Source organism: Rhodococcus sp. IEGM 1408 (assembly GCF_033142235.1).
Taxonomy (GTDB): Bacteria; Actinomycetota; Actinomycetes; order Mycobacteriales; family Mycobacteriaceae; genus Dietzia.
On sequence record NZ_JAWLRW010000006.1, the window covers coordinates 1 to 20,681 of the forward strand.

General features: G+C 70.5%; 21 protein-coding genes. 1 reads left to right on the forward strand and 20 read right to left on the reverse strand.

All coding sequences use genetic code 11. The features are described from left to right. Positions 1–379: 379 nt before the first annotated feature. The 20 genes from tyrS to infC all read right to left on the reverse strand — a co-directional run bounded on the left by tyrS (position 380) and on the right by infC (position 19,857). On the reverse strand, positions 380–1,660 hold the full coding sequence (gene tyrS / locus R4P08_RS10705) for a tyrosine--tRNA ligase (protein WP_317813830.1): 1,281 nt from the start codon (positions 1,658–1,660) through the stop codon (positions 380–382). Between the two features lie 10 nt (positions 1,661–1,670). Beyond that, positions 1,671–2,351, reverse strand: a complete 681-nt coding sequence (locus R4P08_RS10710; protein WP_411741192.1) for a DNA-3-methyladenine glycosylase — start codon at positions 2,349–2,351, stop codon at positions 1,671–1,673. After that, on the reverse strand, positions 2,348–2,569 hold the full coding sequence (locus tag R4P08_RS10715; protein WP_317813831.1) for a Trm112 family protein: 222 nt from the start codon (positions 2,567–2,569) through the stop codon (positions 2,348–2,350). Before R4P08_RS10715 ends, R4P08_RS10710 begins: the two co-directional genes overlap by 4 nt. A gap of 5 nt (positions 2,570–2,574) precedes the next feature. Further along, positions 2,575–4,014: an argininosuccinate lyase gene (gene argH, locus R4P08_RS10720; protein WP_317813832.1), complete on the reverse strand. Its 1,440-nt coding sequence runs from the start codon at positions 4,012–4,014 to the stop codon at positions 2,575–2,577. After that, positions 4,011–5,210: an argininosuccinate synthase gene (locus R4P08_RS10725; protein WP_317813833.1), complete on the reverse strand. Its 1,200-nt coding sequence runs from the start codon at positions 5,208–5,210 to the stop codon at positions 4,011–4,013. The genes argH and R4P08_RS10725 overlap by 4 nt, the downstream gene beginning before the upstream one ends. 163 nt (positions 5,211–5,373) lie before the next feature. Beyond that, positions 5,374–5,871, reverse strand: a complete 498-nt coding sequence (locus R4P08_RS10730; protein WP_317813834.1) for an arginine repressor — start codon at positions 5,869–5,871, stop codon at positions 5,374–5,376. Beyond that, the gene (argF, locus tag R4P08_RS10735) at positions 5,868–6,821 is read right to left on the reverse strand and encodes an ornithine carbamoyltransferase (protein ID WP_317813835.1); all 954 of its coding nucleotides are present in this window, start codon (positions 6,819–6,821) and stop codon (positions 5,868–5,870) included. Before argF ends, R4P08_RS10730 begins: the two co-directional genes overlap by 4 nt. Then, the gene (locus R4P08_RS10740) at positions 6,818–8,032 is read right to left on the reverse strand and encodes an acetylornithine transaminase (RefSeq protein WP_317813836.1); all 1,215 of its coding nucleotides are present in this window, start codon (positions 8,030–8,032) and stop codon (positions 6,818–6,820) included. The genes argF and R4P08_RS10740 overlap by 4 nt, the downstream gene beginning before the upstream one ends. Then, a complete protein-coding gene (gene argB / locus R4P08_RS10745) occupies positions 8,029–8,964 on the reverse strand; it encodes an acetylglutamate kinase (protein WP_317813837.1) in 936 nt (311 codons plus the stop codon). The genes R4P08_RS10740 and argB overlap by 4 nt, the downstream gene beginning before the upstream one ends. 1 nt (position 8,965) lies before the next feature. Further along, a complete protein-coding gene (locus tag R4P08_RS10750; protein WP_317813838.1) occupies positions 8,966–9,478 on the reverse strand; it encodes a hypothetical protein in 513 nt (170 codons plus the stop codon). Then, positions 9,475–10,512, reverse strand: coding sequence for an N-acetyl-gamma-glutamyl-phosphate reductase (gene argC, locus R4P08_RS10755; protein WP_317813839.1), 1,038 nt, complete (start codon positions 10,510–10,512; stop codon positions 9,475–9,477). The genes R4P08_RS10750 and argC overlap by 4 nt, the downstream gene beginning before the upstream one ends. A gap of 58 nt (positions 10,513–10,570) precedes the next feature. Beyond that, a complete protein-coding gene (locus R4P08_RS10760; RefSeq protein ID WP_317813840.1) occupies positions 10,571–11,305 on the reverse strand; it encodes a DUF2786 domain-containing protein in 735 nt (244 codons plus the stop codon). A gap of 96 nt (positions 11,306–11,401) precedes the next feature. Next, the gene (gene thiD / locus R4P08_RS10765) at positions 11,402–12,232 is read right to left on the reverse strand and encodes a bifunctional hydroxymethylpyrimidine kinase/phosphomethylpyrimidine kinase (RefSeq protein WP_317813841.1); all 831 of its coding nucleotides are present in this window, start codon (positions 12,230–12,232) and stop codon (positions 11,402–11,404) included. A gap of 28 nt (positions 12,233–12,260) precedes the next feature. After that, complete coding sequence (gene pheT, locus R4P08_RS10770) at positions 12,261–14,750, reverse strand: phenylalanine--tRNA ligase subunit beta (protein WP_317813842.1); 2,490 nt, start codon at positions 14,748–14,750, stop codon at positions 12,261–12,263. Positions 14,751–14,836: 86 nt separating this feature from the next. Beyond that, the gene (gene pheS, locus R4P08_RS10775; protein WP_411741193.1) at positions 14,837–15,943 is read right to left on the reverse strand and encodes a phenylalanine--tRNA ligase subunit alpha; all 1,107 of its coding nucleotides are present in this window, start codon (positions 15,941–15,943) and stop codon (positions 14,837–14,839) included. Between the two features lie 80 nt (positions 15,944–16,023). Then, complete coding sequence (locus tag R4P08_RS10780) at positions 16,024–17,685, reverse strand: ABC-F family ATP-binding cassette domain-containing protein (protein WP_317813844.1); 1,662 nt, start codon at positions 17,683–17,685, stop codon at positions 16,024–16,026. After that, positions 17,682–18,524, reverse strand: a complete 843-nt coding sequence (locus R4P08_RS10785) for an RNA methyltransferase (RefSeq protein WP_317813845.1) — start codon at positions 18,522–18,524, stop codon at positions 17,682–17,684. Before R4P08_RS10785 ends, R4P08_RS10780 begins: the two co-directional genes overlap by 4 nt. Positions 18,525–18,535: 11 nt before the next feature. Beyond that, entirely contained in the window at positions 18,536–18,916 is a 381-nt protein-coding gene (gene rplT, locus R4P08_RS10790; RefSeq protein WP_317813846.1) for a 50S ribosomal protein L20, read from the reverse strand. Positions 18,917–18,984: 68 nt separating this feature from the next. Next, positions 18,985–19,179 (reverse strand): 50S ribosomal protein L35, encoded by a 195-nt coding sequence (rpmI, locus tag R4P08_RS10795; RefSeq protein WP_317813847.1) that lies wholly within the window; start codon positions 19,177–19,179, stop codon positions 18,985–18,987. A gap of 93 nt (positions 19,180–19,272) precedes the next feature. After that, positions 19,273–19,857: a translation initiation factor IF-3 gene (infC, locus tag R4P08_RS10800; protein WP_317814079.1), complete on the reverse strand. Its 585-nt coding sequence runs from the start codon at positions 19,855–19,857 to the stop codon at positions 19,273–19,275. A 370-nt stretch (positions 19,858–20,227) separates the two neighbouring features. Between infC and R4P08_RS10805 the strand changes: the two genes are divergently transcribed. Beyond that, positions 20,228–20,638 carry a DUF1844 domain-containing protein gene (locus R4P08_RS10805; protein ID WP_317813848.1) on the forward strand — a complete coding sequence of 137 codons (411 nt, stop codon included), beginning with the start codon at positions 20,228–20,230 and terminating at the stop codon, positions 20,636–20,638. Positions 20,639–20,681: the final 43 nt, after the last annotated feature.

A 20,681-nucleotide genomic window follows, 5' to 3' on the forward strand; every position in this document is an offset into this window, starting at 1 on the left:
GGAGTGTGAAGGTCGCAAACCAAAAAAATTTGGCACTATCACAAACAAAACACACTGTTGAGTTCTCAAACAACACCTTCACATCGATCCCCGGAAAGTCTCCTGACCACCGGTTCTCGAGGAACAACCTCACTCCGCCGCCTCTTTCGGGGCAACTTCTCCAGCCTAGCGACTCTCCCCGTCCCGGTCAAACCGGCGGTTCCTGCCTCTTCGGTGGAGCCCGTCACTCCCCTCGGCTCGGGCCTCTCGGTCCGGGCCGCTGTCGGCGACTTCCAATAAGTTACGCAGACATGAACCGGAACGCAAATCGCCTGGTCAATACCTCAAAATGCGCGAAGGCGCCGGGGTTTCCGGCGCCTTCGTGTGATCCGACCGCGGGTCAGCGGACCCGGACCCCGGCGAAGCTCTTCTTCCCCCGCCGCAGCACCAGCCACGTCCCGTGCAGCAGATCGCCCGGCGCCGGCTGCCACTCCGGATCGGAGATGCGTTCGTTGTTGACGTACGCACCGCCCTCCCCGACTGCGCGGCGCGCTGCACCCTTGCTCTCGCTCAGTCCCGACGCGGCGAGCAGGTCGACGATCGTCCTGGGTGCATCGGGCTCCACGTCGACCGCGCCGGCGTCCTCGAGTGCGGCCGCGAGCGTCGCCTCGTCCAGGCCGCCAAGCTCTCCGCGGCCGAACAGTGCCAGCGACGCCGCCAGCACCGACTCGGTGGCGGCGACCCCGTGCACCATGGTCGTCATCTCCTCGGCGAGACGCTTCTGGGCGGCCCGCATGTGGGGCTTGTCCTGGGTGAGCTGCTCCAGCTCGTCGATCTCTTCTCGACCGAGGAAGGAGAACCACCGTAGGTAGCGGATCACGTCGGCGTCCGCGGTGTTGAGGAAGTACTGGTACCAGGTGTACGGGCTGGTCATCGCGGGATCGAGCCACAGGCTGCCGCCGCCGGTGGACTTGCCGAACTTCTTGCCGTCGGACGAGGTGACCAGGGGAACCGTCATGGCGTGCACGGATTCACCGTCCACCCGCCGGTTCAGGTCCACGCCCCCGATGATGTTGCCCCACTGGTCGGAACCACCGAGCTGCAGCGTGCACCCCATGCTCCGGCGCAGCTGGAGGAAGTCGTTGGCCTGGAGCAGCATGTAGGAGAACTCGGTGAACGAGATCCCCTCACCATCCAGCCGTCGCTTGACGGTCTCTCGCCCGAGCATGGTGTTGAGCGAGAAGTGCTTACCGACATCGCGGAGGAACGCGATGGCGGTGAGGTGCCCCGTCCACTGCATGTTGTTGACCACGCGGGCTCCCGCGGGTCCCTCGTTCAGGTCGACGAACCGCTCCAGCTGGCCCTCGATCCGTTCCGTCCATTCCGCGACCGTGTCCGGGGTGTGCATGGACCGCTCCCCCACCTCGCGGGGATCGCCGATCATCCCTGTGGCCCCACCGGCCAGCACGATCGGGCGGTGCCCGGCCAACTGGAACCGGCGCAGGGTGAGCAGCGGGATCAGGTGACCGGCGTGCAGGCTCGGACCGGTGGGGTCGAAACCGCAGTAGAGCGACACCGTCCCCTCGTCGAGATGGGCACGCAGCGCGTCAATGTCGGTCGACTGCGCGATGAGCCCCCGCCATTGCAGGTCATCGAGGATGTTGTGGGTCACGGCCGCCATTCTTCCCCATCTACGGCGCGGGCGGCCACGGGGCGGGGTGGGTGACGCGCGGCGCCCGGGGACTGCGGCGGTACGGCGAGACCTCTCGCGCCCCGGCCACCCAGAACCGCCAGGGACGGTCCGCGTCGCGGGAGACCCCCACGCGGGGACCGATCCGGATCTGGTCGTCGGGGAGCGGATCGGGACGGAAGGTGACCGACGACGACGAGTCGAGGACATCCGTGCCACGGAACGAGAGGTCGATACCCAGGGTCCGGCCGAGGTTGCCCGGGCCGCGGGCCAGGCGCTCGGCGGCGATTCCGGGCCGGCGGGTGTCCACGACCTCGTGGCCGCTCTCCACCCGGGCCGCCCGGAGCAGGATGCCGCCCCCCTCGCCCGGCGGTCGGCAGGTGATGTTGACGCACTGGTGGATGCCGTGGCTGAGGTAGACGTAGAGATGGCCCGCGTCGCCGAACATGATCTCGTTCCGCGGGGTCGGGCCGGGCCAGGTGTGGGCAGCGGAATCCGGGTGGGCCGAGTCGGCCGGGCCGCCGTAGGCCTCCACCTCCACCACCCGCACCGAGACCGGACCGTGGGTCAGGACGCCGCCGAGCACGGCGCGCGCGGCCTCAGCGGGTGAGGCCGCGCGCAGCAGAGCCCGGAACCCCTCCGGCTCGGAGAGAGTCCCGGGCGTCGAGTGGAGCCCCGTCACTCCTGCAGGTCGCCGCCCGACCGGGCGAGCAGCTCCGCGTGCTCGGTGTCGCTGACCTGCCGGGCTTCGTCGACCAGCAGGACGGGGATACCGTCGTCGATCCGGTAGGCGCGCCTGAGTCGGGGGTTGTAGAGCGTGTCCTCCCCCGCCAGCAGGAGCGGGCCCTTGTCCTCCGGGCAGGCGAGGATCTTGAGCAGACGGTCGTCGATGGCGGACATGGCGCTCACCCTACCCAGTCGGCGAGCGCGTCACGGATCTCTCCCAGACGACGGCGCTGCGCGGCCACGGCCGTACCGGCGGTGCCCCCGCGGGCGCTGCGGGACGCTATCGACCCCGTCACGGTGAGCACCTTCCGTACCTCCGGCGTGAGGGTGGGATCGACGGCGGCCAACTCGTCGTCGGTCAGCTCGTCCAGGCCGACACCGCGGCCCTCGGCCACGCGGACGCACTCCCCCGCCGCCTCGTGGGCGACGCGGAACGGCACACCCTGACGGACCATCCACTCCGCGATGTCGGTGGCCAGCGTGTAGCCGGCCGGGGCGAGCTCGGCGAGCCGTGCGGGATGGAACTCCAGGGTGGCGACCATGCCGGCCATCGCCGGGAGCAGCAGGTCGAGTTGGGCGACCGAATCGAAGACGGGCTCCTTGTCCTCCTGCAGGTCCCGGTTGTAGGCCAGGGGCAGGGCCTTGAGGGTGGAGAGCAGACCGGTCAGGTTGCCGATCAGACGACCCGTCTTCCCGCGCATGAGTTCGGCGACGTCCGGGTTCTTCTTCTGCGGCATGATCGAGCTCCCGGTGGACCACTCGTCGGCCAGCGTCACGTAACCGAACTCCGGGGTGGACCAGGCGATCACCTCTTCGGCGAGACGGGACAGATCCACCGCGATCTGCGCGAGGACATAGGCCGCCTCGGCGGCGAAGTCCCGCGAGCTGGTGGCGTCGATCGAGTTGTCCGCAGCCCGGTCGAAGCCGAGCTCCGCGGCGATCGCATCCGGGTCGAGCCCGAGCGACGAGCCGGCCAGGGCGCCCGAGCCGTACGGCGAGACCGCGAGCCGCCGATCCAGGTCCCGGATCCGGTCGATGTCCCGCAGGAGCGGCTGCGCGTGGGCCAGGAGCTGATGGGAGAGCAGGACCGGCTGGGCCGCCTGGAAGTGGGTCTTGCCCGGCATCGCCGTGTCGGTGTGCGCGTCGGCCTGGGCGACCAGCGCGTCGACCACGCCGATCACGCCCTCGGCCACGGCGCGAACCGCGTCGCGCAGCCACATGCGGAACAGCGTGGCCACCTGGTCGTTGCGGGACCTCCCGGCCCGCAGGCGTCCCCCGACCTCGACCCCGACGCGGTCGATCAGACCGCGTTCCAGGGCCCCGTGCACGTCCTCGTCCGACTCCGACGGGACGAACGCCCCGGAGTCGACGTCGGCAGCCAGACGGTCCAGCCCGTCGAGCATCGCATCGAGGTCCGCGCCGGAGAGCAGATCCGCGCGGTGCAGCACCCTCGCGTGGGCCTTGGACGCCCGGATGTCGTACGGCGCCAGCTCCCAGTCGAAGTGCGTGGACTTGCTCAGCGCGGCCATGGCCTCGGCGGGGCCACCGGCAAAGCGGCCTCCCCACAACGCACCGGCGTTGGTGCCGTGCCGGTCCTGCTGCCGTCCGGCGTCGGTCACAGTCCGAGGTCCCGCTTGGCGGCGATCTTGGAGCTCAGGCCGTGGAGGTTGACGAAGCCCTTGGCGTAGCTCTGGTCGAACGTGTCGCCCTCGTCGTAGGTCGCGAGGTTGAAGTCGTACAGCGACGAGTCGGAACGACGGCCGTTGACGACGATCGAGCCACCGTGCAGCGCCATCCGGATGTCGCCGGAGACGTGCTCCTGGGTGTTTTCGATGAAGGCGTCGAGGGCGTACTTGAGCGGCGAGAACCACAGGCCGTCGTAGACCGCGTTGGACCAGGTGTCCGACACGCCGGACTTGTAGCGGGCCAGCTCACGCTCGAGGGTGACGTCCTCGAGGGCCTTGTGCGCGGTGATGAGGATCATCGCGCCCGGCGCCTCGTAGACCTCACGGCTCTTGATGCCGACGAGCCGGTCCTCGACCATGTCGAGCCGGCCGACGCCCTGCGCGCCTCCGCGCCGGTTGAGCTCTTCGATCGCCTGGAGCACGGTGACCTTGCGGCCGTCGATCGCGACCGGGATCCCCTCGGAGAAGGTGACGGTGACCTCGTCCGGGGCGGCGAAGTTGAGGGTGGGGTCCTCGGTGTAGTCGTAGACGTCCTTGGTGGGGGCGTTCCACAGGTCCTCGAGGAAGCCGGTCTCCACCGCGCGGCCCCACACGTTCTGGTCGATCGAGAACGGCGACTTCTTGGTCACGTTGATCGGGATGCTGTTCTCTTCGGCGAACTCGATGGCCTTCTCCCGGGTCCAGGCGTAGTCGCGGACCGGGGCGATCACGTCGAGATCGGGGGCGAGGGCGCCGAAGCCCACCTCGAAGCGGACCTGATCGTTGCCCTTGCCGGTGCAGCCGTGGGCGACGGACGTGCCGCCGTGCATCTTGGCCGCGGTCACCAGGTGCTTGACGATCAGAGGCCGCGAGATCGCCGAGACCAGCGGGTACTCCCGCATGTACATGCCGTTGGCCTTGATGGTGGGGGCGCAGTACTCGTCGGCGAACTCGTCGCGGGCGTCCACGACCACCGATTCGACGGCGCCGCAGTCCAGGGCCCGCTGGCGGATGACATCCATGTCCTCCCCGCCCTGGCCCAGGTCGATGGCGACGGCGACGACCTCGGCGCCGGTCTCCTTGCCGATCCAGCTGATGGCGACGGAGGTGTCGAGGCCGCCGGAGTAGGCGAGGATGACGCGATCGGACATGGTGTGCTCCTTGATGGTTGAGATCAGTGTGCGGTGAGTCTGTGGTGCGGGGTGAGTCTGTGGTGCGGGGTGAGTCTGTGGTGCGGGGTGAGGCTGTGGTGTGGGGTGAGGCTGTGGCGTGCGGTCTGTAGGTCGTGCGTCGTGGGGTCCTGCGTCGCGGGTGTCAGAGCTGGCGTCGGGAGAGCGATGAGAGCCGGCTCGCGAGCTCGGCACCCCCGACCGATTCGCGGGCCATCACGAATATGGTGTCATCCCCGGCGATCGTGCCCACCACGTCGTCGAGGTTCGCGCGGTCCAGCGCGCTCGCCAGGAAATTCGCCGCTCCCGGCGGGGTACGCAGGACCGCGATGTTGCCGCTGTGGTCCGCCGACACCAGGAGGTCCCCGAGGAGCCTGCCGAGTCTGTCGGTGCCCCCGGGGACCCCGGGGACGTGGCTGCCGTCCTCCGGGATGACGTAGCGTCCCGCGCCGCCGTCGGCGCCGCGGAGTTTGACGGCGCCGAGCTCGTCGAGGTCCCGACTCAGGGTGGCCACCGCGACCGCGATGCCCTCCTGCGCCAGTGCGTCGGCGAGCTCGGTCTGGTTGCGGACCGGTCGCCGCAGGAGGATCTCGGCGATGCGGGCGTGCCTGGCGGTCCTGGTGACCGCTCCCGCCGTGGTCATGACCGCTCCAGAAGCCAGACGAGCAATGCCTTCTGGGCGTGGAGGCGGTTCTCGGCCTCGTCGAAGACCCGGCTGCGGGGGCCGTCGATGACCTCGGCGGTGATCTCCTTGCCGCGGTAGGCGGGAAGACAGTGCAGGACGATCACGTCGTCGGACGCCGTGTCGACCGCGCGCTGTCCCAACTGGTAGTCCGCCAGATCGCGGAGCCGGTCGGTGGCCGAGTCCTCCATCCCCATCGACACCCAGGTATCCGTGATGAGGACGTCCGCTCCGACGGCCGCGGAGTCGACGTCGGTGGTGATCGTCACCGACCCTCCGGTCTCCGCCGCCACCCGTTCGGCGTCGGCGACCACCTGCCCGGTCGGTTGGTAGCCCTCCGGTGCGGCGATGGTGATGTGCATGCCGGCGGTGGCGAACCCGAGCAGGTAGGAGTGCCCCATGTTGTTGGCGCCGTCGCCCAGATACACCGCGCGCAACCCCGCGGTCCGGCCGAAGTTCTCCCGGACCGTGAGCAGGTCCGCGAGGATCTGGCACGGGTGGAAGTCGTCGGTCAGCGCGTTGATCACGGGCACGTCCGAATGCGCGGCGAGCTCGGCCAGCCCGTCCTGCGAGTAGGTGCGCCAGACGATCGCCTCGACGTAGCGCGACATCACCCTGGCGGTATCCGAGAGGGTCTCGCCCTTGCCCATCTGGGTGGAGCCGGAGTCCACGACGATGGCGTTGCCTCCGAGCTGCGCGATCCCGGCGTCGAACGAGAACCGGGTCCGGGTGGAGGTCTTGTCAAAGATCACGGCGACCGAGCGCGGCCCCTCGAGAGGGCGCGACGAGAACGGGTCGGCCTTGAGCCGCATACCCAGATCGAGGACCTCGGCCTGTTCCGCGGGACTGAGGTCGTCGTCGCGCAGGAAATGCCGCACTGCGGGCTGCGCTCCGGACTGCGCTGCGGTCATGGGGTGGAGTCCTTCGGGGTCGCGGTGTCGAGGATCGCGGGCAGATCGGCGACGAACCGTGCAGCCTGCGCCTCGGTGAGGACGAGCGGAGGGGCGAGCCGGACGACGTCGGCGGTTGTGGCACCGACCAGGTAGCCGGCCGCCCGGGCGGCCTCCTCCACAGCCTTGGCGAGGGGGGCCGTGAGGACCACGCCGAGCAGCAGCCCGCTTCCACGGACATGGTCGACGAGTGGGTGGTCCAGGCACTCGATCTCCGCCGCGAGGAACTTGCCGAGGCGGTCGACGTGCGCGATCAGGTCGTCGGACTCGATCGTCTCGAGCACCGCCAGGGCGGCCGCACACGAGATCGGGTTCCCGCCGAACGTGGTGCCGTGTTGTCCGGCGGTGAGCAGCTCCCCGGCCGCGCCGATCCCCAGGCAGGCGCCGATCGGCAGTCCGCCCCCGAGGCCCTTGGCCAGGGTGATGACGTCGGGCACGACGCCGGCCCGGCGGGAGGCGAACATGGCCCCGGTCCGACCGATCCCGGTCTGGACCTCGTCGACGATCATGAGGATGCCGTGCTCGGTGCACAGCGCCCGCACGTCGGCGAGGAAACCCTCGGGCGGCTCCACGACCCCGCCCTCCCCCTGGAGCGGCTCGATGATGACGGCCGCCGTGTCGCCCGGGGCCTGCTCGACCAGCGCGGTGAGAGCCGCGATGTCGCCGTAGGGGAAGAACTCGACCCCCGCGGGCAGGGGCGCGAAGGGCTCACGCTTGGCGGGCTGACCCGTCATGGCGAGCGCCCCCATGGTCCGACCGTGGAAGCCGTTCTCGGCCGCGATGATCCGGGGGCGGCCGGTGCGGCGGGCGATCTTGAACGCGGCCTCGTTGGCCTCGGCTCCGGAGTTGCAGAAGAACGCGCGGACGGGCTCGTCCACGGCGAGGAGCGACTCCAGCCGCTCGGCAAGCTCCACCACCCTCGGGTGGACGTAGAGGTTGGACACGTGGCCCAGCTCGGCGACCTGCCGGCTCACCGCGTCCACCACCGCGGGGTGTGCGTGCCCGAGCGCGTTGACGGCGATCCCGCCGAGTAGATCCACGTACTCGCGGCCGTCGGCGGCGGTGACGGTCACGCCGCGGCCCGAGACGAGCTCGAGCGGCGGGGTGCCGTAGTTGCGCATGAGTGCGCCGTCCCACCGCGAAGTGAGGGTGGCGTGGTCCGGCGCGCTCATTTCCCGCCTCCTACGGAGATGCGGTTCTCGTGGTCGCCCTGGGTGACCATGGTGCCGATGCCGCCCTCCGTGAGGACCTCGAGCAGCACGGAGTGCTCGACGCGACCGTCGATGACGTGCGCTGCCTGCACTCCCCCCTGCACCGCTCTCAGGCACGCCTCCATCTTGGGGACCATCCCGCTCTCCAGGGACGGGAGCAGCCGCTCGAGCGGCTCGGTCCCGAGGTGGGTGACCAGCGAGGACCGGTCCGGCCAGTCGGTGTACAACCCCTCCACGTCGGTGAGGACGATGAGCTTCTCGGCGCCCAGGGCGACGGCCAGGGCGCCGGCGGCGGAGTCGGCGTTGATGTTGTGCACGGTGCCGTCGGCGTCGGGGGCGATGGTGGAGACGACGGGGATCCGCCCGGCCTCGATGAGGTCCAGAACGGCCCGGGGGTCGACGGACTCGACGTCGCCGACCAGGCCGATGTCAGTGGGCTCGCCGTCGACCATCGCCGTCCGCCGGACCGCGGTGAACAGGCCCGCGTCCTCTCCGGAGATCCCCACTGCGTACGGGCCGTGAGCGTTGATGAGCCCCACCAGTTCGCGGCCGACCTGGCCGAACAGCACCATGCGGACGATGTCCATGACCTCGGGGGTGGTCACCCGGAAGCCGCCGCGGAACTCACCCTCCATGCCCAGGCGGCCGAGCATCGACGTGATCTGCGGGCCGCCGCCGTGGACGACCACCGGCTTGAAACCGCAGGTCTGGAGGAACACCATGTCCGCCGCGAACGCCGCCTTGAGCCGGTCGTCGACCATGGCGTTGCCGCCGTACTTCACGACGATGATCTTGTCGTGGAACTTCTGTAGCCACGGCAGCGCCTCCGCGAGGACGTGCGCGCGGACGAACGGCGTCAACTGGGTGGACCCGTCGTTCATCTCGGTGGTCATCTCAGGCTTCTCCGGAGTTTGTGGGGACGTTCGGTGGGGGCGGAGTCGGTGCGGGCAGGGTCAGATTGAGGTGGACGTCGGCTCCGCCGCGGTGCGGGAACCGGAACTCGGCTCCGCCCGGTGTGTCCGTGGGCTCGGGCCAGGGGGCGGAGTCGGTGTCCGGCCGGAAGACCAGCACCTCGATCGGGCCGGCCTCCACGCCCGAGCGGGCGGTGACGAACCGGGCGACGTCCTCGGCGACACTGTGGGCGAATGTGAAGTCCTCGCCGGGGTCACCGAAACCGGGGCCGTCGAGCAGGACGACCGCGCGGGTCGACGGGACCGCTGCGCTCAGGGTGCTCCACTGCAGCTCCACCGCGTCGGTACCGTCACCGTTGCCGACGACATCGAGCACGGCGGTCGCTCCCGCGGGGGCGACCCAGAACATCGCGTGGGTCTCGTCCGGGTCCCACCACATATCGAGGCCGTGGGCGTGGCCGCCCGACGTCGCTCCGGGAAGGGGTTCCGCACTCACGGGGCCAGGCCGACCGTGCTGAGCCCAGCGGTCTCGGGCAGCCCGAGCGCGAGGTTCATGGACTGGATCGCCCCACCGGCGGTGCCCTTGGCGAGGTTGTCGATCGCCGCCGTGAACACCGCGCGACCGGCCCGCTCGTCCACCTCGATCCCGAGCTGGACGGCGTTGGACCCGAGAACCGAGGCGGTCATCGGCTGGACGCCCGCGGGGAGGACATGGACGAACGGCTCGCCTTCGAAGGCGTCGGCATACACCCGGCGCAGCTCTTCCGCACTCGCCGTGGTCGGGACGACGGCCGTGGTGAGGATGCCGCGCGCCATCGGCGCCAGCACGGGCGTGAAACTCACGGACACCTCCGAATCGGTGACCGTCCGGAGGTTCTGCGTGATCTCCGGGGTGTGCCGGTGGGTGGTGACGCCGTACGCCTTGGCCGAGCCCATGACCTCCGAGGCGAGCATCGGCACCTTGGCCGCTTTGCCGGCCCCCGAGGCCCCGGTGACCGAGACGATCGTGATGGCCGAGGCGTCGACCAGTCCCGCGGCCACGGCCGGGAAGAGCGCGAGCGTCGCCCCGGTGGGGAAACACCCCGGGACAGCGATCCGACGGGTGGATCGCAGCGCCTCACGTGCCCCGGGCAGCTCGGGCAGCCCGTACGGCCATGTGCCGGCGTGCGGGGAGCCGTAATAGGCCTCCCAGTCCGCCGAGTCGGTGAGCCGGAAGTCCGCGCCGAGGTCGACGACGAGGACGTCCGGTCCCAACTGCTCGGCGATGGCGGCGGAGTGCCCGTGCGGCAGGCCCAGGACCACGACGTCGTGCCCGGACAGCGTGTCCGCGCTGGTCTCGGCCAGGACGCGGTCAGCGAGCGGCAGCAGGTGCGGGTGATGCTCGGCAAGACGATGCCCTGCACTGGAGGCCGCCGCGAGGGTGCCGATCTCCATCTCCCCCGACACGTACGACGGGTGCCCGAGCAGGAGACGGAGGAACTCCCCGCCCGCGTATCCCGATGCACCTGCGACCGCTACCTTGATTGCCATACGCACAAGTATGCATCAGATTGCAATATATTGCACACGCCGCCCTGCCCGCGTCCGTTCAGGCCCCGATCTGCCGCCGGCCCCCGTCGAAGCGGCGCTGACCCAGGTCCACCGATCCGCCCACTCGACGCCCCTCCTCGATACCCGACGTGCCGACCCTTCGCCGCGAACCCGGGACCGCGGTCGGGAACCGATGGCGTAGCTCGGTGTCCGCGCGCTGCGCGTCCGACCGCAGGACGATCCCGGCCCCGGCGGCGTCCGTGCTCTCGGCGACGGCACCGCGTTCGGCCGCGGCCAGTCGACGGCCCACCTCGAAGGCGAACCCCGTCATGAACGACTTGCGGTGCGTCACCGGCGACACCCCCGGACCGGGCCGTTGGCGGGCTGCCGCCGCCAGCATGACCGCGGTGAGCGCCCCGGCCAGCATCCCGACCCGTTCGACGTGTCGACGCACGCCCACGATGTGGACGACCTTGGTGCCGTCTCCGCGGCCGGACGTGACGGCGCGACAGTGCATGGCACCGGCCAGCGACGCCACCAGACTCACCTGGTCGGGTTGATATTTCCCGGAGACCACGTAGTCGAGGACCGTCACTTCCGTGGGTCGCGCGTCGGGTCCCGACCTGGCCAGCGCCTCGTCGACCCCGTACTTGGCGAGCAGCGCGTAGGCGCGCTCAAGCAGCGCCTCCGCCTCCGGGGTGCCGGCGACGCTCTCGGCCTTGGCGAACAGCTTGCGGACGCGGTCGAGGGCCTTGGCGGACGACGACTCTGCGGAATTCTGCGAGGTGGTCATGTTTTACTCCTGATGATCTCGGCTGGTCTACGAGCCGAATATTCGCACAGGTGTACGACAACGGGAGGGGCGTCGCAGCTCAGGGGCCCGTGATACTCAACGGTGCAGGAACCAGGTGTGGTCGAGCGGACCGGAACCCTGTCCCACCTCGAGGGACAGTCCCCCCTGGAGTGCGCCGTCCAACCAGGGCCGCACCCGCCGGTAGGCCGCGCGCCAGTCCTCCGCGCCGACCCGGGCTGTGGCCAGGGCCGACGACAGGGAACAGCCGGTGCCGTGGGTGTGCGGGGTGTCGACGCGGAGATAAGGCAGACGGCGGGTGGTCCGCCACCCGCCCTCGGACTCCACGAGGACGTCCTCGGAGCTGCCGTCCTCGAGGTCCCCGGTCGTGGCGAGGACGGCCGACCCGGTCTGTTCGTGCACGAGTTCGGCCTGCCCCACGATCATCTCGAGGTGGGTCGCCGTGGGCTCCCCGCACAGCACGGCGAGCTCCGGGACGTTGGGCGTGACGAGGTCGACGAACGGGACCAGGTCACGCAGCATCCGGGACGCGTCCTCGGTGGCGAGCCTGCCGCCCGTGGTGGCGACCATGACCGGGTCCAGGACGATGTGCGGAGGCCGGCGACGCTGCAGCCAGTCCCCCACCGCCTCGACGAGCGAGGCCTCACCGAGCATGCCGATCTTGACCGCGTCGATCCGGACATCGTCGGCGACCGCGTCCAGCTGCGCCAGGACGGTGTCGACGGGAACAGCGTGTACGCCGGTGACGCCGCGGGTGTTCTGCACCGTGACCGCGGTGACGACGCCCATCGCGTAGCCGCCCATGGCCGCGACGGACTTGACGTCGGCGAGCAGGCCGGCGCCACCCGACGGGTCGGTGCCGGCGATGCAGAGCACCCGCGGAACGCGGACGTACTCGGATCCAGCCACTGGGTCGGCCACTGGGTCAGCCGCTGGGTCAGCCACGCAGGCTCGCCCCCACTTCCGCCTCCGCGGCGTCGACCGCCGCCGTTCGCCACCGGGTGGCCTCGTCCTCGGTGAGCGTCCGGTCCACGGCGCGGAAGGTCAGGGCGTAGGCGAGGGACTTGCGGCCCTCACCCAGCTGGGCGCCGGTATAGACGTCGAACAGCCGCACACCCTCGAGGAGGTCTCCGCCACCCGAGCGCAGCGCGGCCTCGACGGCCGAGGCGGGGACGCCCACGTCCACCACGAGCGCGACATCCTGGTTGACGGACGGGTAGGCCGAGATCGACGGCGCGGGCAGCACCTCGCGGGCGCCGATCGCGGTGAGGTCCAGCTCGGCGGCGCAGGACCGCGCCGGTAGCCCGAAGCGCTCGCACACCGCGGGATGCAGCTCTCCGGCGTGGCCGACCACCTCGCCGTCGACGAGGACCTCCACGCAGCGGCCCGGATGCCACGGCTCGTACTCCGCCGCACGGACCTCGACCTCGGCGCCGAGCGCGCGGGCGACGATCCGGGCCGCCTCGACCGCGTCGAGGGCGTCCGCCTCGCGGCCCGGCCCGGAGTGACCCGCCGGGACACGCCTACCGGTGTAGAGGCTGGCTACGTGGAGCGGCTGCTCGGGCAGTGACGCGCTCAGCTGCTCCCGCTCCTGCGGGGTCGGCTCGCGGTCGACGGGCAGCATCGCCACGGCCCCGGTGGTCGGGGTGCGGAAGGACACCTGCGCGACGGAGAACAGGGCCAGATCGCGCGTGCCGCGGGTGAGATTGCGTCGGGCGATCTCCACCAACGAGGGCAGGAGCGTGGTGGCGAGGTGCCCCTTCTCGCTCTCCAGGGGATTGACCACGGACATGGTGTCGCGCCGCTCGTCGTCGTCGACCAGACCCATGGCGTCGAACACCGACGGGTCGCAGAACGGGGACGTGAGCACCTCCACGTGCCCGGCCGCCGCCAGGGCGTGGCCCACCGCGCGGCGTCCGCGCTGGGTGGCGGTCAGGCCGCGGCCGGCGGGCGCCGTGGGCAGCACCGACGGGATGTTCTCCAACCCCTCCAGGCGCACGACCTCCTCGACCAGGTCCGCGGGCAGGGTCAGGTCGGGGCGCCACGTGGGCGGGGTGACCTCGAACCGGTCCGAATCGACCCCGGAGACCGTGCACCCGACCTGCTCGAGGCGGTGGCGCGCGGTGCCGGCCGGGTAGTCGACGCCGGCGACGCGGGCGGGCCGACCCTCGTCGAACGCGATGGTCGGCATGACGGGCGCGGAACCGACGTCGGTGAGCGAGTCCTCGACTGTGCCGCCGGTGATCTCCGCGAGCAGCGTCGCGGCCCGGTCCAGCGCGGCGATCGAGACGGCCGCGTCGACCCCACGCTCGTACCGCTTCCCGGCCTCGCTCGGCAGCTTGTGCCGGCGGATCGTGCGGAACACCGCGAGGGTGTCCCACACCGCGGCCTCCAGGAGCACGTCGGTGGTCTGGTCGGACACCTCGGTGTCCGCGCCGCCCATGACGCCGGCGAGCGAGATCGGGCCGCGGTCGTCGCAGATCACCACGTCCTCGGGGTCCAGGGTGCGCACGGCGTCGTCGAGGGTGGTGAGCTTCTCCCCCGCCCGCGCCCGGCGGACGGTGAGCCCGCCCCGCAGGGTCGCGGCGTCGAACGCGTGCATGGGATGGCCGAGCTCGAGCATGACGTAGTTGGTCACGTCGACCGCCGGTGAGATCGGTCGCACGCCCGACAGCAGCAGCCGCCGGACCATCCACCACGGGGTGCGGGCGGACGGGTCCACGCCGGTCACCCTCCGCAGCGCGAACCGCTGCGCGCCGGCCTCCTCGGCCACCTCCAGCGGCCAGGTCTCGCCACCGGCGGGCAGACCCAGTTCGACGGCCGGGTCGGCGAAGTCCAGGTCGAACCCGCACGCGAGCTCCCGGGCAAGGCCTCGCGCCGACAGGCAGTAGCCGCGGTCCGGGGTGACGTTGAGTTCGATGACGGTATCGGGACCCACCGCTCCGGCGTCCAGTACCGGGCCGGCGGGGGTTCCGGGCTCGGCGGTGCCGGGGGCCAGGACGATGATCCCGCTGTGGTCGGAACCGATCCCCAGCTCGGACGCCGAGCAGATCATGCCCTCGCTGGGCTTGCCGTAGGTCTCCCGCTTGCCGATCTCGAACCCGCCGGGCAGCACGGTCCCCGGCAGGGCCACCACCACCAGGTCCCCTGAAGCGAAGTTCCGGGCCCCGCACACGATCTGCTGCGGCTCAGCCGCGCCGACGTCGACCAGGCAGAAGCGGATCGGCTTCTTGAACCCCTCCAGCTCCTCGATACTGCTGACCCGCCCGATGGTGAGCGGGCCGGAGACCTGGGGAAGCTGCTCGGGCGCACCCTCGACCTCCAGGCCGACGCGCACGAACCCGGCGTCGAGCTCGGCCGGGGTCACCGACCAACCGGCGTTGGCCCGCTGCAGGATCTCGGTCAGCCAGGACTGGGCAATTCGCACTGTGGGGGTCCTTCGTCTTCTCGGGTGGAAGGTCGGGGGGAAGGGAGGCGGCGATCAGGCGTCGTGCTGATCAGGCGGGACGTGGATCAGGCGCGGATGCCGAAGGGCAGCGAGAACCGCACGTCACCCTCGACCATGTCCCGCATGTCGGACAGGCCGTTGCGGAACTGCAGGGTCCGCTCGAGACCCATGCCGAAGGCGAAGCCGGAGTACACCTCGGGGTCGATGCCGCAGGCCGTCAGGACGTTGGGGTGGACCATGCCGCAGCCGCCCCACTCCACCCAGCCGGCGCCCCCCTTCTTGCGGGGGAACCACACGTCGACCTCGGCGGAGGGCTCGGTGAAGGGGAAGTAGTTGGGCCGCATCCGGGTGCGGGTCTCCGGTCCGAAGAGCGCGCGGGCGAACGCGTCGAGCGCGCCCCGCAGGTGCGCCATGGTCAGCCCCTTGTCGATCGCCAGGCCCTCGACCTGGTGGAACACCGGGGTGTGGGTGGCGTCGAGCTCGTCGGTGCGGAAGGTCCGGCCGGGACAGGCCACGTAGATCGGCGGTTCCCGGTCCAGCATGGTCCGGATCTGGACCGGCGAGGTGTGCGTGCGCAGCACCTGGCGGCTGCCCTCGGGCGCGATGTGGAAGGTGTCCTGCAGCGTGCGCGCGGGATGGTCGGGCAGGAAGTTCAGGGCGTCGAAGTTGTAGTGCTCGGCCTCCACCTCCGGCCCCTCGGTGATCTCCCAACCCATGGCCACGAAGACGTCCGCCACCTGCTCGGTGATGATCGTGATGGGATGCTGCGCGCCGACGGGCGCGCGCCCCGACGGGACGGTCAGATCCAGGGTCTCGGCCACCAGGACTGCGGCGTCGCGCTCGGCCTGGAGCTCGGCGAGCCGGGCATCGTACGACCGCTGCACCCGGCCCCGGGCCACGTTGACGGTCTTGCCGGCGGAGGCCTTCTGCTCCTTGGGCAGTGACCCGAGGGTCCGGCGTCCCAACGCGATCGGGCTGCGGTCACCCAGGTGGGCGGTCTTCGCGGCGGCCAGGGCGTCCAGGTCCGCGGCGGCGGCAAACGCGCTCTCGGCCTCCGCGGCGTACCGCTCCAGCGACTCCTCGTCGATCCGTACCTCGACCGCGCTCGTGTCTTCGCTCACCTGTGCTACGTCCTCCCCGTCCGGCCGACAGCCGCTGACCACCGGCGGCATTCCGCAAACAGACTAGTCGATCTTCTGAAGGGGACCCCCTGGCCCACCTGCGCGCTGCCGGGCGACGGGACGCGCAACCGCTACCGCGGCTCCCGCACCGACCCGGCCTCCACGACCAGCTCACGGGTGGACCGGAAGGTCTCGCGCATCCGCCGATCGTGGGTGACGAGGAGCACCGTGCCGTCGAACGCCTCCACCGCCTGCTCGAGCTGCTCGATCGCCGGCAGGTCCAGATGGTTGGTGGGCTCGTCCAGTACCAGCAGGTTGACGCCGCGCTGCTGCAGGAGCGCCAGCGCCGCCCGGGTCCGCTCCCCCGGTGACAGGGACGCGCAGGACCGGGCGACGTGCTCCCCGCTCAGCCCGAACTTGGCCAGCAGGGTGCGACCCTCCGTGGGGTCGAGCCCCGCGGGATCGGCGGCCACGCAGAACGTGTCCAGGAGGGGCTCCGGGCCGCCGAACTCGGACCTGGCCTGGTCGACCCGACCGGGTTGGACGCCCGCGCCGGTGGTCGCGCGGCCGGCGTCCGGGAGGTGATCGCCCAGCAGCAGCGTGAGGAGGGTGGACTTGCCGGAACCGTTGGCCCCGCTCACCAGCACCCGGTCCCCCGCGTCGATCTGCAGGGTCACCGGACCGAGCACGAAGTCGCCGCGGCGGACCACGGCCTCGGACAGCACGGCCACGACCGAACCCGACCGGGGTGCGGCCGCGATCTCCATCTGCAGCTCCCACTCCTTGCGCGGCTCCTCGACCACATCGAGTCGTTCCATGGCGCGCTCGGTCTGCGAGATCTTGGCCGCCTGCTTCTCCGACCGCTGACCGGCGCGGTTACGGATGTGCTTGTCCTTCTCGACGTCCTTGCCGCCGGCCTTGCGCATGGAGTTGCGGACGCCCTTGTCCAGCCAGGTCTTCTGGGTCTGCATGCGGTCCTTCATCTGACCCACCCGCCCCGCGTACTCCTCGAACGCGTCGCGGGCCCGCTGCCGCGCCAGCACGCGTTCGGCCAGGTAGGACTCGTATCCACCGTCGAACACCGTGATCTGCCGCTGGGCCGAGTCGAGCTCGATGATCCCGGTCACGCACCGGGCCAGGAACTCCCGGTCGTGGCTCACCACCACCATCGGACGGCGTTCGGTCCGCATGAACTCCTCCAACACCGCGAGCCCGGCCAGGTCGAGGTCGTTGGTGGGCTCGTCGAGCAGCAGGACGTCGTACTGGCTGAGCAGCACCGCACTGAGGTTGACCCGGGCCGCCTGCCCGCCCGAGAGCGCGACCATCGGCAGGTCCAGCACGGCGTGGTCCAGTCCGAGGCGGGCGGCGGTCACCGGGATCCGCTCGTCCAGGTCGCCACCGCCCAGGGCCAGCCACAACTCCAGGGCGTCGCCGTAGGCGTCGGCGGCCGAGTCCGAGTCCGCCATCTGCTCCGCGAGCGCGTCCATGTGTTCCTGCGCGGCGGCGACGCCGGTCACGCGGTGCAGGAAGCCGCGGACCACCTCGTCGTCGTACCGGTCCACCTCCTGACGGAGGAAGCCGACCGTGGCGTGCGGGGGGCTCACGGTGACCGTCCCCGTCATCTCCGCGTCGGGCTCGCCGGACAGGGCGTGGAGGAGCGTCGACTTACCGGCGCCGTTGGGTCCGGTGAGACCCCAGACGTCCCCCTCGGCGACGACGAGGTCCAGCCCGTCGAACAGGGTCCGCGCCCCCCGGGAGGCGCCGAGGCCGCGGGCGGTGAGTGTGGCTGTCAAGAGACTCCGGTCTGAAGGCGTGCGCTGGTATGGAGGCAGATCGAGGCCGCGGTGACGATGTTCAGACTCTCGGCCCGACCACGGAGGGGGATGCGGACGCGGATGTCGGCCGCCCGGGCCAGCTGGTCGGGGACGCCGTGTGCCTCGTTGCCGAAGATCCACGCGGTGGGCTCGGCCAGCAGGTCGTCGGCGTGCTCGACGTCGATCTCCCCGTCGCCGGTGGCCACGGCCACCTGGAGCCCCTGCTGATGAGCCCGCTCGACCAGGTCGGCCTCGGCGATCCCGCGCACCACGGGAACGTGGAAGAGGCTGCCCGCGGAGGCGCGGACGGCCTTGGTGTTCTCCGGGTCGGCGGCACCCTCGGTGAGCCACACCGCGTCGGCGCCGAGCGCGTCAGCGACACGGATGAGCGTGCCGACGTTCCCCGGTTCGGCCAGGGCGTGGCCCACCGCGACGAGCCGCGGCACGCCGTCGGTCGCGGTCCCGGGTTCACGGACGACCGAGCGGCACAGCGCCACGATCCCCGTGGGCGAGACGGTGTCCGACAGCGTCCGGATCGCACGATCGGTCACTACCGAGACGGCGATGCCGGCAGCGGAGGCCGCGCTCACGAGTCCGGCGAACCGCTCGAGCGCGTCCTCGCTGCAGAACACCTCGACCGCCGCGCGGCTCGCGAGAGCCGCCTCGACAGAGTTGGCCCCCTCCGCCAGGAAGCGACCTGACTTGCGGCGGCCGGCCGCGCGGTGGAGCTTGGATGCGGAAACGACCCGCGGGGTCCGTTCAGTGAACGGATCCGCGGGTCGTCCCGTGCCCTCGTCGGGCAGTGAGCTGTGCGTCAATGTCGCAGGCGTCAGGCAGCCGGGGCGTTGACGTCGGCCGGCAGAGCCTTGCGCGCGACCTCGACCAGCGCCGTGAAGGCGGCCGGATCGGTGACGGCGAGGTCGGCGAGCACCTTGCGGTCCACCTCGACACCCGCGAGCTTGAGGCCCTGGACAAAACGGTTGTAGGTCATGTCGTTGGCGCGGGCCGCCGCGTTGATGCGGGTGATCCACAGCTTCCGGAAGTCGCCCTTACGTGCGCGACGGTCGCGGTAGCTGTAGGTCATCGAGTGGAGCATCTGCTCCTTGGCCTTGCGGTACAGCCGCGAGCGCTGTCCCCGGTAGCCCTTGGTCGACGCCAGTACAGTCCGACGCTTCTTCTGGGCGTTTACTGCCCTTTTTACGCGTGCCACTAGTCATTCCTCACTAAATTTTTGGTGATCGCCTCGCGGCGACCAAGGTTCTGCGTATGGAAGAGGGCTCAGAGCCCGAGAAGCCGCTTGATGCGGGGGACGTCAGCCTTGGCGACGTCGGTGCGGCCGTCGAGACGACGGGTGCGCTTGGTGGGCTTCTTCTCCATGATGTGGCGGCGGTTGGCCTGCTGGCGCACCAGCTTGCCGGTCCCGGTCTTCCGGAAGCGCTTGGCGGTGCCCTTGTGGGTCTTCATCTTCGGCATGATCGGTCTTCCTCACATGGTTCGTCCCGAAAGACCGGCGAGGTCTCGGGTGAGCGGACGACGTGCGTCCGGTGGTCTGTTAGGCGCTGGGGCCTACTCCGAGGCGGGATCCGTGACCTTGGACTCCTGCGCCTTGGCGCGGGTCTTGGCGCCCTTGTGGGGGGCCACGACCATGGTCATGTTGCGGCCGTCCTGCTTGGCACTGGTCTCGACATACCCGTAATCGGTGATGTCGTCCGCGAGACGCTGGAGCAACCGGAAACCCAGCTCGGGACGCGACTGCTCGCGACCGCGGAACATGATCGTGACCTTGACCTTCGAGTTCTTCTCCAGGAAACGGATGACGTTCCCCTTCTTGGTCTCGTAGTCATGGGTATCGATCTTCGGACGGAGCTTCTGCTCCTTGACCACGGTCTGCTGCTGGTTCTTCCGCGACTCGCGCTCTTTCTGCGCCGCCTCGTACTTGAACTTGCCGTAGTCCATGATCTTGCAGACCGGCGGGCGCGCCGTGGGCGCGACCTCGACGAGGTCGAGATCGGCCTCCAGGGCCAGTCGGAGTGCATCCTCAACTCGAACGATTCCGACCTGCTCGCCCGCGGGGCCGACGAGTCGGACTTCGGGGACACGGATTCGTTCGTTGATACGGGTTTCGGCGCTGATGGGCCCTCCTCGGTAGATGGTGCTCTGTCACGACCGCCGGCGCGGTCGCGCATCCGCCCTCGAGGGACCTCGGACCCACCGGCCGGGCCGGTGAAACCAAGAAGGCCCCACGGCAGGAAAACCGGGGGCCTCTCACTCCTCACCCGTCGACGACAAATGAACTGCGACACTCTCGCAGAACCCCTCGTCGAGGGTGGTGACCATCAAACTGCCCTGGGTTGCTGACAACTCCGAGCGTCGGATGGTGGGAGTTAAGGCTCCTCTTGGACGTCGGAACCCACCATATAGCGGATTCCCACAGTCGAGGCAGAACTCTACCAGCATGTGCGGGGACCCCCAAACCGGTCCGGGAGTCCGGCGATCGCGCGTCCATGGGACAGTGTTCGGCATGAACATCGACCAGCCCTCGTCCACTGATCCCTCCGCCGAACCGGCCGTGGAGAACCTGATCGGGGACCATGTCGACGCACGCGAGGTCGAGATCGTCGACCTCGCCGACGTGTCCGCCCAGGAGATCATCTTCCGTTCGATCGTCGTGCTCATGAGCGCGGCGGCGGAGAAGCTCGGGCTCTCCGACGACGAACCGACCGCGAGCCCGCACCTGGACCTCGACGAGTCCCGCAAGCTCATCAACGCGCTCGCCGGTCTGGTGACGGGGTCCGCCGAGTACCTCGGTCCGCAGGCCGGGGTGGTGCGCGATGGCCTCCAGGGCCTGCAGCGTGCGTTCCGCGAGGCGAGTGCGTACCCCGACGAGCCCGGAGACGGCCCCGGCGAGAAGTTCACCGGGCCCGTCTACTGAGCGGTCGCGGGCGAGCCCGCGCCCCGCTGGGCGTCTTCAGCTG

Excerpts from the sequence above, each read along its gene's own strand:
- tyrS (WP_317813830.1), bottom strand. The coding sequence starts at position 1,660 with ATGGCGGCCGTGACCCACAACATCCTCGATGACCTGCAATGGCGGGGG.
- R4P08_RS10715 (WP_317813831.1), bottom strand. The coding sequence starts at position 2,569 with ATGTCCGCCATCGACGACCGTCTGCTCAAGATCCTCGCCTGCCCGGAG.
- R4P08_RS10725 (WP_317813833.1), bottom strand. The coding sequence starts at position 5,210 with ATGTCCGATCGCGTCATCCTCGCCTACTCCGGCGGCCTCGACACCTCC.
- R4P08_RS10730 (WP_317813834.1), bottom strand. The coding sequence starts at position 5,871 with ATGACCACGGCGGGAGCGGTCACCAGGACCGCCAGGCACGCCCGCATC.
- argF (WP_317813835.1), bottom strand. The coding sequence starts at position 6,821 with ATGACCGCAGCGCAGTCCGGAGCGCAGCCCGCAGTGCGGCATTTCCTG.
- R4P08_RS10740 (WP_317813836.1), bottom strand. The coding sequence starts at position 8,032 with ATGAGCGCGCCGGACCACGCCACCCTCACTTCGCGGTGGGACGGCGCA.
- argB (WP_317813837.1), bottom strand. The coding sequence starts at position 8,964 with ATGACCACCGAGATGAACGACGGGTCCACCCAGTTGACGCCGTTCGTC.
- argC (WP_317813839.1), bottom strand. The coding sequence starts at position 10,512 with ATGGCAATCAAGGTAGCGGTCGCAGGTGCATCGGGATACGCGGGCGGG.
- R4P08_RS10760 (WP_317813840.1), bottom strand. The coding sequence starts at position 11,305 with ATGACCACCTCGCAGAATTCCGCAGAGTCGTCGTCCGCCAAGGCCCTC.
- pheS (WP_411741193.1), bottom strand. The coding sequence starts at position 15,943 with ATGCCGCCGGTGGTCAGCGGCTGTCGGCCGGACGGGGAGGACGTAGCA.
- rpmI (WP_317813847.1), bottom strand. The coding sequence starts at position 19,179 with ATGCCGAAGATGAAGACCCACAAGGGCACCGCCAAGCGCTTCCGGAAG.
- R4P08_RS10805 (WP_317813848.1), top strand. The coding sequence starts at position 20,228 with ATGAACATCGACCAGCCCTCGTCCACTGATCCCTCCGCCGAACCGGCC.